The organism is Enterococcus sp. DIV1224 (genome assembly GCF_050555455.1).
GTDB lineage: Bacteria > Bacillota > Bacilli > Lactobacillales > Enterococcaceae > Enterococcus_B > Enterococcus_B lactis.
Genome location: NZ_CP187859.1, coordinates 2,440,479 through 2,453,369, shown reverse-complemented (window position 1 = coordinate 2,453,369; position 12,891 = coordinate 2,440,479). Strand labels below are relative to the sequence as shown.

14 protein-coding genes and 1 riboswitch are annotated in these 12,891 nt (G+C 38.8%); of the genes, 13 read left to right on the top strand and 1 reads right to left on the bottom strand.

The annotated features are described in order from the left end of the window. Positions 1 to 191 precede the first annotated feature (191 nt). The 7 genes from IGK53_RS12085 to thiT all read left to right on the top strand — a co-directional run bounded on the left by IGK53_RS12085 (position 192) and on the right by thiT (position 7,176). Positions 192 to 1,130 carry a metal ABC transporter substrate-binding protein gene (locus tag IGK53_RS12085; RefSeq protein ID WP_002293072.1) on the top strand — a complete coding sequence of 313 codons (939 nt, stop codon included), beginning with the start codon at positions 192 to 194 and terminating at the stop codon, positions 1,128 to 1,130. Positions 1,131 to 1,151: 21 nt separating this feature from the next. Further along, on the top strand, positions 1,152 to 1,832 hold the full coding sequence (locus IGK53_RS12080) for a metal ABC transporter ATP-binding protein (protein WP_002293071.1): 681 nt from the start codon (positions 1,152 to 1,154) through the stop codon (positions 1,830 to 1,832). After that, on the top strand, positions 1,805 to 2,629 hold the full coding sequence (locus IGK53_RS12075) for a metal ABC transporter permease (protein ID WP_002287344.1): 825 nt from the start codon (positions 1,805 to 1,807) through the stop codon (positions 2,627 to 2,629). Before IGK53_RS12080 ends, IGK53_RS12075 begins: the two co-directional genes overlap by 28 nt. Positions 2,630 to 2,795: 166 nt before the next feature. Further along, positions 2,796 to 3,614 (top strand): pur operon repressor, encoded by an 819-nt coding sequence (purR, locus tag IGK53_RS12070; RefSeq protein ID WP_002287345.1) that lies wholly within the window; start codon positions 2,796 to 2,798, stop codon positions 3,612 to 3,614. A gap of 380 nt (positions 3,615 to 3,994) precedes the next feature. After that, positions 3,995 to 5,368, top strand: coding sequence for a bifunctional UDP-N-acetylglucosamine diphosphorylase/glucosamine-1-phosphate N-acetyltransferase GlmU (gene glmU / locus IGK53_RS12065; protein WP_002293070.1), 1,374 nt, complete (start codon positions 3,995 to 3,997; stop codon positions 5,366 to 5,368). 93 nt (positions 5,369 to 5,461) lie between these two features. Next, positions 5,462 to 6,433 carry a ribose-phosphate diphosphokinase gene (locus tag IGK53_RS12060; RefSeq protein ID WP_002287347.1) on the top strand — a complete coding sequence of 324 codons (972 nt, stop codon included), beginning with the start codon at positions 5,462 to 5,464 and terminating at the stop codon, positions 6,431 to 6,433. Positions 6,434 to 6,438: 5 nt separating this feature from the next. Next, positions 6,439 to 6,541: riboswitch (TPP riboswitch) on the top strand. 65 nt (positions 6,542 to 6,606) lie between these two features. Then, positions 6,607 to 7,176, top strand: coding sequence for an energy-coupled thiamine transporter ThiT (thiT, locus tag IGK53_RS12055; RefSeq protein ID WP_002293068.1), 570 nt, complete (start codon positions 6,607 to 6,609; stop codon positions 7,174 to 7,176). Positions 7,177 to 7,257: 81 nt separating this feature from the next. Here thiT and IGK53_RS12050 read toward each other — a convergent pair whose 3' ends face one another. Beyond that, positions 7,258 to 8,031 (bottom strand): hypothetical protein, encoded by a 774-nt coding sequence (locus tag IGK53_RS12050; RefSeq protein WP_002293067.1) that lies wholly within the window; start codon positions 8,029 to 8,031, stop codon positions 7,258 to 7,260. Positions 8,032 to 8,287: 256 nt separating this feature from the next. Between IGK53_RS12050 and IGK53_RS12045 the strand changes: the two genes are divergently transcribed. From IGK53_RS12045 to rpoZ, 6 genes are all read left to right on the top strand, one after another. After that, on the top strand, positions 8,288 to 9,988 hold the full coding sequence (locus IGK53_RS12045; RefSeq protein WP_002293065.1) for a patatin-like phospholipase family protein: 1,701 nt from the start codon (positions 8,288 to 8,290) through the stop codon (positions 9,986 to 9,988). After that, complete coding sequence (locus tag IGK53_RS12040; RefSeq protein WP_002293064.1) at positions 9,958 to 10,176, top strand: YdbC family protein; 219 nt, start codon at positions 9,958 to 9,960, stop codon at positions 10,174 to 10,176. Before IGK53_RS12045 ends, IGK53_RS12040 begins: the two co-directional genes overlap by 31 nt. A gap of 19 nt (positions 10,177 to 10,195) precedes the next feature. Beyond that, complete coding sequence (locus IGK53_RS12035; RefSeq protein ID WP_002293063.1) at positions 10,196 to 11,086, top strand: YicC/YloC family endoribonuclease; 891 nt, start codon at positions 10,196 to 10,198, stop codon at positions 11,084 to 11,086. A gap of 17 nt (positions 11,087 to 11,103) precedes the next feature. After that, positions 11,104 to 11,388, top strand: a complete 285-nt coding sequence (locus IGK53_RS12030; protein WP_002287356.1) for a hypothetical protein — start codon at positions 11,104 to 11,106, stop codon at positions 11,386 to 11,388. 335 nt (positions 11,389 to 11,723) lie between these two features. Then, positions 11,724 to 12,338: a guanylate kinase gene (gmk, locus tag IGK53_RS12025; RefSeq protein ID WP_002293062.1), complete on the top strand. Its 615-nt coding sequence runs from the start codon at positions 11,724 to 11,726 to the stop codon at positions 12,336 to 12,338. 4 nt (positions 12,339 to 12,342) lie between these two features. Beyond that, on the top strand, positions 12,343 to 12,648 hold the full coding sequence (gene rpoZ / locus IGK53_RS12020; RefSeq protein ID WP_002287365.1) for a DNA-directed RNA polymerase subunit omega: 306 nt from the start codon (positions 12,343 to 12,345) through the stop codon (positions 12,646 to 12,648). The last annotated feature ends 243 nt before the right edge of the window (positions 12,649 to 12,891 follow it).

Below are 12,891 nucleotides of genomic sequence, written 5' to 3'. Positions count from 1 at the left end.
TTCAGTTTTTTTATTGTAATGAACAGCTTAAACATGAGTGTTAACTCATCCATTTTACGATTTAATCAGAATATCCATGTTTAAATCAGAAATTGATGGATTTCTATTGACGGCGTTTTTTTATTTTGATACATTAATTCACGTTGATAAATCGTAAAATTACGATTTGTTTATTTGAAAGGAGCATATAGATGAAAAAATATCTTTTGACAGCTACGGTAATGATAGGTGCTTTATTGTTTGCAGCATGTGGAAATACGAATAAGGAAGCAGATAAAAAAGAAGACTTGACGATCGTTACGACATTTTATCCGATATATGATTTTACAAAAGAGATCGTAGGGGACGAAGGAAACGTGAAACTTTTGATCCCTGCCGGAACGGAGCCTCATGATTTTGAACCAAGCGCAAAAGAAAGAGCAGAAATTTCCGATGCAGATGTTTTCGTGTATAATAGTTCAGACATGGAATTTTTCGTGGATTCGTTGAAGGATTCAGTGGACAGCAAACAGACCTTGATGATCGAAGCAGCTAAAGGAATTGACCGCTTAGAATCTCAAGAAGCAGACGAACACGAAGAATCAGAAGAAGGACATGATCATGCGCATGAATATGATCCCCATGTTTGGCTCGATCCGGTATTAGCTATAAAAGAAGTCAGAACGATTGCTGGAGAATTAGGCGAAAAATATCCAGATAAAAAGGAAATATTTACGAAGAATGCTGATGCTTATATCAAAAAGCTTGAAGCACTGGATCAAAAATACTCCGAAGAACTCAAAAATGCGACAAACCGCACATTCGTCACTCAGCATGCTGCTTTTGCTTATTTAGCGAATCAATACAACTTAGAACAAGTGGCGATTTCAGGTGTTTCGCCAGATCAGGAACCAACACCAAGCCGCTTAGCTGAACTAAAAGAATTTGTGAAGAAAAACAACATCAAAGTGATTTACTTTGAAGAAAATGCCTCTTCGAAGGTGGCAGAGACATTATCGAATGAAACGGGTGTGAAGTTAGAGGTGTTGAATCCTTTAGAAAGCTTGACCAATGAACAAATCAAAGCAGGCGAAAATTATATTTCTGTCATGGAAAAAAATCTGGAAGCTTTAAAAGAAAGTATCAATTAAGTCTAGAATGGAGGTTATAAGGTGCGTTACATCGAAATATCTGATTTGACCTTTTATTATGATGATGAACCAGTACTAGAAGATGTCTCCTATCATGTAGACGCGGGTGAATTTGTCATTTTGACTGGAGAAAATGGAGCAGCCAAGTCAACCTTGGTGAAAGCATCGTTAGGATTACTGAAACCTTCAAAAGGAACGATAAAGATTGCTGAGAAAAATCAAGAGGGAAAAAAATTAAGTATCGGCTATATTCCCCAACAAGTTGCATCTTTCAATGCAGGTTTTCCAAGTACGGTGATCGAATTAGTCCGATCAGGAAGATACCCAAGAGGCCGCTGGTTCAAGCGTCTCTCTGAAAAAGATCATCAACATGTACAGCGGACTCTAGAAGCTGTTGGGATGTGGGATATGCGAAACCGGCGGATAGGTGAATTGTCTGGCGGACAAAAGCAGCGGATCAGCTTAGCACGTATTTTTGCTACTGATCCTGACTTATTTGTCCTTGATGAGCCAACAACAGGAATGGATGAAGAGTCTCGAAATGAGTTTTATCGCCTTCTTCGACATAGTGCCCATGTCCATGGGAAATCAGTTCTAATGATCACTCATGATCATGAAGATATCAAACAGTATGCGGACAGACAGATCCGACTGGTGAGAAAGGAGGATTCTCAATGGCGTTGCTTTCATATGAATTCATGAGAAGAGCTTTTCTTGCGGCTATCTTCATAGCGGGGATCGCCCCGATGCTAGGTGTGTTTTTAGTGATCAGAAGACAATCGCTGATGGCTGATACACTTTCCCATGTCTCTTTAGCAGGGGTAGCGTTAGGATTCTTTTTGAACCTTAATCCTACACTTACGACCATGCTAGTCGTTGTGCTAGCAGCTGTGATATTGGAATATCTGCGAACGATCTACCGAACCTATTCGGAAATCTCCATTGCCATTTTAATGGCTGGCGGTTTAGCGCTAGCTTTAGTACTAATGAATCTGAGTGGCGGGAATTCTGCAACAAGCATCCAATCTTATCTGTTTGGTTCGATCGTGACCATTACTTGGGAGCAAGTCATCTTTTTAGGAATCTTATTCGTTGCGATCGGTATATTGTTTTTTTTATTCAAACGTCCGATGTATGTTCTGACTTTTGATGAGGATACCGCCCATGTGGATGGATTACCCGTTCATTTGATGTCAATGATGTTCAATGTGATTACTGGTGTAGCTATTGCTGTGATGATCCCGATTGCCGGTGCACTTTTGATATCCGCAATCATGGTTCTTCCTGCAGCAATCGGTATGCGGTTAGGTAAAAGTTTCAATGTTGTGATTGCTATCAGTGTTTGTGTCGGATTTCTAGGGATGCTGTCAGGATTGACTAGCTCGTTTTATCTAGATACCCCTCCAGGAGCAACAATCACATTAGTCTTTATTGCTTTGTTCCTGATTGTAAATATCATCAAACGAATATTGGTTGCCTTTAGAAGAAAAAATAACTGAATGATAAAGAAAAGAAGCCTGATAAAAACGAAAAATTTTTTATAGGCTTCTTTTTATTTTAATAAATACCGAACTATTTTCTTATTTTTTCATAAAATGCTCGAATTTTTGAAGAAAAACTTATATAATGTAAAACGATAAAATTTCTTAAAAGGAGTTGGAATAGGTGAAAGTACGTCGCAGTGAACGTCTGGTTGACATGACACAGTATTTATTGAATCACCCGCATGAATTGATTTCCTTAACAAGCTTTGCCGAACGTTATGAATCTGCTAAATCTTCCATCAGTGAAGATTTGGGAATCATCAAGAAAACATTTAAAGAACGAGGGTATGGTACCTTGGAAACAATCCCAGGTGCTGCAGGTGGTGTATTGTTCATCCCTGAAATTTCATATGAAGAGGCGAAAAAATATATTGAATCTCTAGCAGAACGTCTATCAGAACAAGATCGTCTGCTTCCAGGAGGATATGTTTATCTCTCTGATTTGTTAGGAGAACCTGAACTGCTGCGTCAAGTTGGGAGAATCATTGCTTCTAAATACCTTGGTGAAAAAATCGATGCTGTAATGACTGTAGCCACAAAAGGCGTACCTATTGCCCAAGCTGTGTCCTATTATCTGAATGCACCATTCGTTATTGTACGCCGAGACTCAAAAATAACAGAAGGATCAACAGTAAGTGTCAACTATGTGTCCGGTTCTTCTGAAAGAATTGAAAAAATGGAATTGTCTAAGAGAAGCTTGAAACGTGGTTCACGTGTTCTTGTAGTGGATGATTTCATGAAAGGCGGCGGAACAGTCAACGGAATGAAGAGCTTGATCGAAGAATTCGAATCAGAACTTGTTGGCATCACTGTATTTGCCGAATCGAAATTCAACGGACATCGCGCTATCGATGATTATACGTCACTGCTTTATGTCAAAGATGTAGATACTCAAACGAAAAACATCACGGTTGTGCCGGGAAATTATTTTTCAGAATAAGAGGTTGTGAAAAAGCCGCTTAGTTTCGAGTAGTAAGAAAAATTTTGTGAAAATGGCTTTCCACATTTTTTCATAAATTTGGCTTAATACCGAGAAACTGGCTTTTGAACACCGTTTATCTAGAGGTTGTAAGCCTACCGTTTAACTCTAAGTCACAAGAAACGATTTCAAAAAACAGCTTTTCATGTTTTATGAGTAGTGTGACTTGTGACTGAGGGGTTGGTAGGAGAGCGCCGGTTACCCAATAGATAGGCCCTTTATGGTCTATCTATTTTTTTATCCAAAGAACACCGTAATGAAAGAAAATCACTTGTTTTGTTGAAAAAATGGGTATACTGGGATAAACTGAAATCAGCAAACTATATTTAGGAGTGACGCAGTTGGACGCACGTTATGCAATTATTTTGGCGGCAGGGAAAGGTACCCGCATGAAGTCAAAATTATATAAAGTTTTACATCCCGTCTCTGGTAAACCTATGGTAGAACATATCATCAATCGGGTCAGTGAAACGAAACCAGATGAAGTGATTACCATCGTTGGACACGGAGCAGAACAAGTCAAAGCACAACTAGGAGAACGCAGTAAATATGCGTTACAGGCGGAGCAATTGGGAACAGGACATGCTGTTTTGCAAGCCGCTTCTTTCTTGGAAGGAAAAAAAGGAACGACGTTAGTTATCAGTGGCGATACACCATTATTGACTACTGAAACGCTGAACAATCTTTTTGAATATCACCAAGGAAAAAATGCAAGTGCGACGATCTTGACGGCACAAGCAGAAAACCCAACAGGATATGGTCGGATCATTCGTGACCATATTGGGATCGTAGAAAAAATCGTGGAACAAAAAGACGCAACACCAGAAGAAGCACTTGTACAAGAAATCAATACAGGAACATACTGTTTTGACAACGAAGCTTTATTCGATGCGTTAAGCAAAGTCGGAACAAACAATGCTCAAGGTGAATACTATCTGACAGATATCATCGAAATCTTAAAAGAAGAAGGCAATACAGTTGCTGCTTATCAAACAGATGATTTCGAAGAATCAATGGGAGTCAATGATCGGATCGCGTTAGCTAAAGCAAATGAGATCATGAGAAAGCGGATCAACCAGATGCATATGGTCAATGGCGTAAGCTTTGTCGATTCAGCAACGACATACATCGATGCAGGCGTAGAGATTGGTCCAGACACATTGATCGAAGCAGGTGTACAAATCCAAGGCAATACAGTCATCGGTTCTGATTGTGTCATCGGGGCACATTCAAAAATCGTAGACAGTATGATTGAGGATCACGTCGTCATTGAAAACTCAGTCATTGAAAGCAGCCATGTCAAGAAACATGCAGATGTGGGACCTTATGCACATTTACGACCAAAAGCTGAAATTGGCGAAAACGTCCATATCGGAAACTTTGTGGAAGTGAAAAATGCTCAAATCGGCAAAGGAACGAAAGTCGGTCACTTGACTTATGTTGGTGATGCTACGTTGGGAGAAGAGATCAATGTCGGATGTGGTGTTGTCTTCGTCAACTATGATGGAAAGAACAAGCATCATACGACTGTCGGCGACCACAGCTTTATTGGTTCTAGCACGAATATCATCGGACCTGTCGAGGTAGCTAAAAACAGTTCGATTGCTGCCGGGTCAACAATTACAGACAATATTCCAGAATATGCGCTGGCAATTGCGAGAGCAAGACAAGTCAATAAAGAAGGATATGCCAAAAAACTCCCTTATCTAAACTAAGACTTTTGCAAAATCACTTGATTTATTTAAAAAATATGACTACTATTTATTAGGTAGAATTCTAGAGTTGTGAAAAAGAAAGTGGAGGTCCCCATGTCAAAACATTACTTTGACCCAAGATTAAAAATTTTTGCGTTAAATTCCAATCGCCCATTAGCAGAGAAAATTGCAGCAGCAGTCGGTGTCGAGTTAGGAAAATCATCTGTTACTCAATTTAGTGATGGAGAAATTCAAGTAAACATTGAAGAAAGTATTCGTGGATCGCATGTCTATGTGATCCAATCAACGAGCAGCCCAGTCAATGATAACTTGATGGAGTTGCTGATCATGATTGATGCACTGAAACGAGCAAGTGCAAAAACAATCAACGTAGTCATGCCTTATTATGGTTATGCGCGTCAAGATCGTAAAGCACGTGCACGGGAACCAATCACAGCGAAATTAGTAGCAAACATGATTCAAAAAGCCGGTGCAACACGAATGCTGACTTTGGACCTTCATGCAGTCCAAATCCAAGGTTTCTTTGATATTCCCGTCGATCATTTGATGGGTGCGCCACTTATTGCTAATTATTTCTTGGAAAAAGGAATCAAAGGCGACGATGTTGTCGTTGTTTCACCAGACCACGGTGGCGTTACACGAGCACGTAAATTAGCGGAATTCTTGAAATCTCCGATTGCGATCATCGACAAACGCCGTCCAAAAGCAAATGTTGCAGAAGTAATGAACATCATTGGACAAGTCAAAGGCAAAACTTGTGTACTGATCGACGATATGATCGATACAGCAGGTACGATCACATTGGCTGCCAATGCTTTGAAAGAAGCTGGTGCAACAAGTGTGTATGCTTCATGTACCCATCCAGTATTATCTGGTCCTGCTTTACAAAGAATAGAAGATTCAGCTATCGAGCGACTAGTTGTCACAGACTCGATCTATCTTCCAGAAGATCGTAAAATCGATAAAATCGATGAAGTAAGTGTTGGCGGACTAATGGGAGATGCAATCAAACGTATCCATGAAAACAAACCAGTTAGTCCATTATTTGAAACAAAAAATAAATAATAAATAAACTCACAAAGGGGAGTCCAATTGGGCTGAGATTGAATCTATTTCTAAACCCTTCGTACCTGTTTCGGTTATGCGAGCGTAGGAATTGTGAAAAAACAGCTGTTTGAAATTTTTCGAAAGCTGCTCCATCCTTTGTGACTTTTTTATTCAAAGGAGGAAGTTTTTTTATGGGAAAAAATAGAGTTTGGGTAGAAGGAACGATTGTTGCAGCGTTAGCGATGGTGCTGTCATTGATACCAATCCAGATCGGCAGCAGCTTTTCTATTTCATTAGGGCAGATTCCGTTGACGCTTTTTGCGTTAAGAAGAGGGACAAAGGCAGGGATGCTGGCAGGTTTCATTTGGGGGATCTTACACTTTCCGTTGGGACAAGTTTATTATTTAAGTGTCGTTCAAGTGTTGATTGAGTATCCGATTGCTTATACTTTTGCAGGTGCAGCAGGGCTCATGGCTTCAAATGTCCAAAAAAGCTATGCAGATGGAAATACGAAACAAATCAGAAAAAACATAGTGTTTGGTGCATTGATTGGCGCACTTTCCAGATATTTTTGGCATTTTATTGCGGGAGTTGTTTTCTGGGGAGCCTATGCACTATGGGGGATGAATCCTTGGCTCTTTTCTTTCGTAATGAATGGTGCTAGTGGGTTGAGCACAGCGATTGTGACGATGATCGTTTTATTAGGGATCCAACAAACGATTCCATCGCTTTTTGTGCCAGATAAACGACAGAATCTTTAAATAAAAAAGGAAACAAAAAGCTTGAGACAAAATCATGTCCTAGTTTCTTGTTTCCTTTTTGTTTTTCGGTAAGAAATAGATTCACTTCAATGGCAGATAAGAAAGACCGGCATCTTCTACCAATTGCCAGCGCCGATCGTTGACAGAGTAGATTAAAGTAGCGACGACTTCTTCTTCCCGATACCGAGTACCTTTCAATTTCCAAATATAGTCCTCAATCACATAAATAGGAATACGGTATTCGTCATCGATCAAACCAACTTGATCAAAAGAAAAAATGATCCCTTCCTGCATTAAATTACGCATTTCTTTCAATAATTCCACACTGATTTTTTCAACAGGTGTTTCCTTTTTAAAAAAGGATTTTTTTACATTGATCTTATCTGACAGGATAGAACTTAATTTACTAGCAAAAATCCTGTAAAATTCATCTAAATAGCGATAATAAATTCGGTTCAATTGATCGTTCAGATCGAAGTACACGAAATTATTTTGTAGCTTATAAAAAAATGGTGAGTGGAGGTGTGTTTTCATATGGCCAAAATATAACAATTCTGAAATTTCTAAAGGTGTCAATTCTTTCAGCATCGTTAAATCAGTAAAGTCGATCCACTTCAATTCATCGAATCCACGCCTGTTTCGAGAAGAGGAAAAGAAACGCTGGATATTTTCTGTACCACGGATTACTTTCAGCCCTGTATGAGATTCGTATTCTCCAGCAGAAGCAGATGGATCAAGCAAGAGCAAGTTTTGAGGAAAATGCACGATACTGTTTGCAAAATCAGTAGCAGTCAGTCCTTTTGTTAAAACAGCATTACTTGTGGTATCAATATGTACATAAACTGACTCAGTCATCATGTTCCTCCTCTTATTTCCTCTTAATCTCTTTTATTTTACAACATTTGCATAAAAAAAGCTTGTTTCTTTTATTTTAAAATTCCATTACAAAATCACGTTTTCATTAAAAATACTCTCATTTTCAATTAATTTTTGTATTTTTTATTTAAAGGTGGTTTTATGAATTGTTTTCTTATGGAATATCCAAAGTCGAATACGATACTCATGAACTTTTTTCGACGTACTGGTATACTTGAAGAAAAAGGAGAAAGCGATGGAGATAAAAAAAGTTTACTTTTCACAGAAAATGTCGCTGTATTCGCGTATCAACCAAGCAAAACAACCTCTTCCGTTTTTTCAAAGCCATCAAGAAAGTAGAGAAGCATTTTGGCATTCTGCAAAAAAGCAATGTGCCTTTGAAGCAGTATCAAAAAAATATACCATCTATTTTACTATTGATAAAAGTAGAGAAGATGTTATTTTTAATAACTTGCTGATCGAAGGCGAAACTTTTGAATGGCAAAAACTTTTTCAGCATATGGAAGCTTGCGCTCGTTTTTTTATTAAAGAAAACTGTTGTTTTTTATTTCAATCTCCTCTATCAGAAGAATGGTTGCGTATTTTTCATAAAAACGGCTATCAAGGAACCATGCAACTAAATAAAAAGCTGGTCTATCACACAGCACTTGTATTAGGAGGAGGGGGAGCACACGGTGCCTATCAGATTGGTGTATGGCAGGCGCTGAAGGAACATAACATCCAATTTGAAATCATCACTGGGACCTCGGTAGGTGCGCTGAACGGCGCATTGATTTTACAAGGAGACATGGAAAAAGCTGTGGGTTTATGGAAAAAGCTATCAACCAGACAAGTGCTTGCGTTACCAGAAATGGCTGACGTAGAAGACTTGCGTGAACGTTTCTATCAAGAAAGACGCCAAATGACGAAAACGGCACTAGTTGAAGGTGGGGTTTCGTCTGCGCCATTGGAAAAGCTGGTCAAGGAAAATTTAGATTTGTCTTTGCTCAAATACAATTCCAAAATACGTTTATACACGGTGTCTACTAAATTGCCAGAACTAGCGGAAGTAGTGACTGCTATCCAACAAACAAAAACAGAAGAAATACCAGATTGGATACTTGCCTCTGCTTCATTTTATCCTGCTATGGCTTACCGAAAGATCGGAAAAAATAAATATGCAGATGGTGGATATCGTAACAAAATTCCTATTGACATCGCGATTAACGAAGGCGCAACAGAGGCGTTTGTCGTGGATGTGCAAGGACCAGGGCCAGCGAAAAGAATCCGTGTGCCAGATACGTTTATCCATTGGAAATGTCAAACATTGTGGACGCTTGGCAGCTTTCTGCTTTTTGATAGCCAAAGAAACCAATTAAATTTACAATTAGGCTATCTGGAAATGAAAAAACGATTAGGCTGTTACTACGGGAATTGGTATACATTTGATTCTGTCAAACAAGCAGGAACATGCTGGCGTGGATTTTTATCTTACTTAATAAAAGAACTTCAGTTAGAGCTATCTTTTTTCAAAACCATAAAATTTTGGCAAAAACTGCGTAATATATATAAGAACAGGGTCGAACCAGAAACATGCGGACTGGCGATGCTGGAACTTTTAGCAAAAAAACATTTTTTATTGCCAAACAAAGTCTATGAAGTAGATTGGATGTTTCAAATGATCTGCCGACAAGATAAAAAAAGTATGCCAGACGATTTATTGGCACAAGTTGGTCAATTAAGTACAGAAGAATGGCGGAGGTATCGAAAATATCAGCAGAAAATACAAAATGAACGCACGAAAGCCGTTTATTTTGAAAAACTGCTGCAAGAAAAATGTAAGGATCGTTTGCAGCGTGAACTGCTTGAACAGCCAGTTGACACATTACTGATCCTATATTTATATTATCTCAAGGAGGAACAACCATGGCACAAGAATTTTCATATGAAATCGTAGAAGAAATCGCTGTTTTATCAGAAAACAACAAAGGATGGCGTAAAGAGCTGAACTTAGTCAGCTGGAATGGTCGTCCGCCGAAATTCGATCTTCGAGATTGGGCACCCGACCATGAAAAGATGGGGAAAGGGCTGACACTGACGAACGAAGAGTTTGAACAACTGCAAAAAGCAATAGAAAATATGTAATGAGGAAGGACCCTGTCGAATGAAAAGTATGACTGGTTTTGGCAAAGCCATCCGCGAAACAAAAGCATATCAGCTGGATATCGAAATAAAAAGTGTCAATCAGCGTTTTCTAGATGTCCAAATACGAAGTCCTAAAATCCTGAACTTTATTGAAAACGATTTTCGTCAGCTTATCAAACAGCAGTTAAGCCGCGGACGGATCGAGGTATTTGTGAATCTAGCTTATATTGGCAAAAACGAAAAGCAGATCGTCATCAACTGGGAATTGATTGATTCACTTATCACCCAATTGACAGACGGGATTCAACAACGATACGGGAGTCAAAATCAAGTGTCAATTCGTCGGCTGGCGGAACGCTTCGCGCTGGATGAAAACTTCGTAACGGTAGAAGAAAAACCGGAAGAGAGCATGGAAGAATTGGCACAGTTAGCTCTAGATACATTGAAAAGTGCACTTGATTCTATTGAAGCCAGTCGAGAAAAAGAAGGACAAGCCTTAGCTTCAGTGCTGAAAAAGAACACGGAAGAATTCAAACAAGTACTAAAAAAACTCAATAGTTTTGTAGACGTCTATGAACAGGAATTTCAATTAAGGTATCAAAAAAAGCTGGAGGAATTTCTTGGAGCGAAAGTGGATGAGCAACGGTTGCTGACGGAGTTGGCTATCTTGCTGGAACGTGGAGATATCCACGAGGAACTGGACCGTTTGGCAATCCATGTCCAAAAACTAGATGAACTTATCGAGGCGCAATGTCCTGTAGGGCGAGAATTAGATTTTTTGATCCAGGAAATGAATCGGGAAATCAACACGATCGGTTCCAAATCTAATGCAATCGAAATTAAAAATCAAGTCGTCCAATCCAAGACGATCTTAGAAAAAATCAGAGAACAGGTCCAAAATATTGAATGACGAAAGAGGTAGAGACAATGAAATACTATGACGTAACGTTCCACGAATTAAGTGGAAAAACTGTTGTTAAACGGGATATCCCTTCTGAAAAAAACGGCTTTGACGTATGGAAAGATGCCTGTGCAGACTATAATGAGAACGAACTGTTTATTTTGATCAACGACGGTGCTTACGTGACGATGAATCGGAAATTTATTGTTCGAATCGACACAGAAGAGGTAGAAGATCCGACAGAAAAAGCACGTTCTCGAAAAGATGAGATCATGGGTGTAGTGAATACTTTGTCCAATATGGGCTTTTAGCAAGGATGCTGAACAAAGAAATACAATAAATAATCAGGATTGCATTTCTACGCTTAGCTTCTTTGCTCTAGGAATACATTTAAAGGTTGTGACAAAATTCGTGTCACAACCTTTTTTTATTTTGAATAAGTGATGTTCAAAAAACATTTTTTCGGTATGAAGCCAAATTTATGCAAAAATGTGAGAAGCCATTTTTATTTGGCTGTTCTTATTACTTGATGCAGGGTAGCTTTTTTGCCAATTTCTAGCTATAATTAAAGATAACCTTGAAAGTTGCAGAAAAAAAGTGCAAAATAAACGATAAGTACAAAAAGACTAGTTGAAAGGACGTCGTCATGTCAGAGCGTGGATTATTAATCGTGTTGTCTGGTCCATCCGGTGTAGGAAAAGGCACAGTACGAAAAGCAATTTTTGAGAGTGAGGATAATGATTTTCAGTATTCAATCTCAATGACTACCCGTAAAATGCGTGAAGGGGAGGTCGAAGGCGTTGATTATTTTTTCCGAAGCAAAGAAGAGTTTGAATCAATGATCGAAGCTGGAGAGATGCTGGAATACGCAGAATATGTCGGGAATTATTATGGAACGCCTTTGTCATATGTCAACAAGACATTGGATGAAGGAAAAGATGTTTTCTTGGAGATTGAAGTCCAAGGAGCAAAACAAGTCAAAGAAAAAGTGCCCGATGGTGTATTCATTTTTTTGACTCCGCCAGATTTAGCGGAATTAAAATCACGGATCGTAGGCCGAGGAACAGATGCAGATGAAGTAATCGAAGAACGAATGAAAGTTGCAAAAGAAGAAATCGAAATGATGGCTCTTTACGACTATGCTGTTGTAAATGATGAAGTGCCGCTAGCAGTTGAACGAATCAAACACATTATTGCCAGTGAACATTTTCGAGTAGATCGCGTAATCGGTAAATATATTAAAATGTTAAAGGAGATGTAGTCTTATGATGTTAAAACCTTCAATTGACTCACTATTAGATCGTGTAAATTCAAAATATTCTCTAGTAATTTTAGCAAGCAAACGCGCGCATGAGTTGGATGCAAGTGCACAACCTACACTAGATTCTTTTGATTCAGTAAAAAGCGTTGGTCAAGCTTTAGAAGAAATCGATGCAGGGAATGTAGTCAATGATCCCCATCCTGAATTGAAACGTGAACGTTTGAAGATGGAAGAAGAGGAACGTCAAGCTCAAAAAGAGCGTGAACAACACGAATTGGAATCACGTATCCGCGAAGAGCAAAAAATGTAATAAAGAAAAGTAGAGCGAGCATCTAAAAAGAAAAGCAAACCCAGCTGTTTCCTTTTCAAACATTCGCCTCTTATTGTCTGGTAGAAAAGGCTGTGTCTGAACTTTTTGACACAGTTCTTTTTTTTCTTATCCGCTGTTAATTTTTTGTTAGGATTTGGCAGAAAATAAGACAAATCCAGCGATCTCTAGTAAAATAGGCAAGGAACTTTTTGTCGCTTGATATGAAAAGACAAAAAAAGGAGG

Excerpts from the sequence above, each read along its gene's own strand:
- IGK53_RS12030 (WP_002287356.1), top strand. The coding sequence starts at position 11,104 with ATGAAATACTATGACGTAACGTTCCACGAATTAAGTGGAAAAACTGTT.
- gmk (WP_002293062.1), top strand. The coding sequence starts at position 11,724 with ATGTCAGAGCGTGGATTATTAATCGTGTTGTCTGGTCCATCCGGTGTA.
- IGK53_RS12060 (WP_002287347.1), top strand. The coding sequence starts at position 5,462 with ATGTCAAAACATTACTTTGACCCAAGATTAAAAATTTTTGCGTTAAAT.
- IGK53_RS12035 (WP_002293063.1), top strand. The coding sequence starts at position 10,196 with ATGAAAAGTATGACTGGTTTTGGCAAAGCCATCCGCGAAACAAAAGCA.
- IGK53_RS12050 (WP_002293067.1), bottom strand. The coding sequence starts at position 8,031 with ATGACTGAGTCAGTTTATGTACATATTGATACCACAAGTAATGCTGTT.
- rpoZ (WP_002287365.1), top strand. The coding sequence starts at position 12,343 with ATGATGTTAAAACCTTCAATTGACTCACTATTAGATCGTGTAAATTCA.
- thiT (WP_002293068.1), top strand. The coding sequence starts at position 6,607 with ATGGGAAAAAATAGAGTTTGGGTAGAAGGAACGATTGTTGCAGCGTTA.
- IGK53_RS12075 (WP_002287344.1), top strand. The coding sequence starts at position 1,805 with ATGGCGTTGCTTTCATATGAATTCATGAGAAGAGCTTTTCTTGCGGCT.
- IGK53_RS12045 (WP_002293065.1), top strand. The coding sequence starts at position 8,288 with ATGGAGATAAAAAAAGTTTACTTTTCACAGAAAATGTCGCTGTATTCG.
- IGK53_RS12040 (WP_002293064.1), top strand. The coding sequence starts at position 9,958 with ATGGCACAAGAATTTTCATATGAAATCGTAGAAGAAATCGCTGTTTTA.
- IGK53_RS12085 (WP_002293072.1), top strand. The coding sequence starts at position 192 with ATGAAAAAATATCTTTTGACAGCTACGGTAATGATAGGTGCTTTATTG.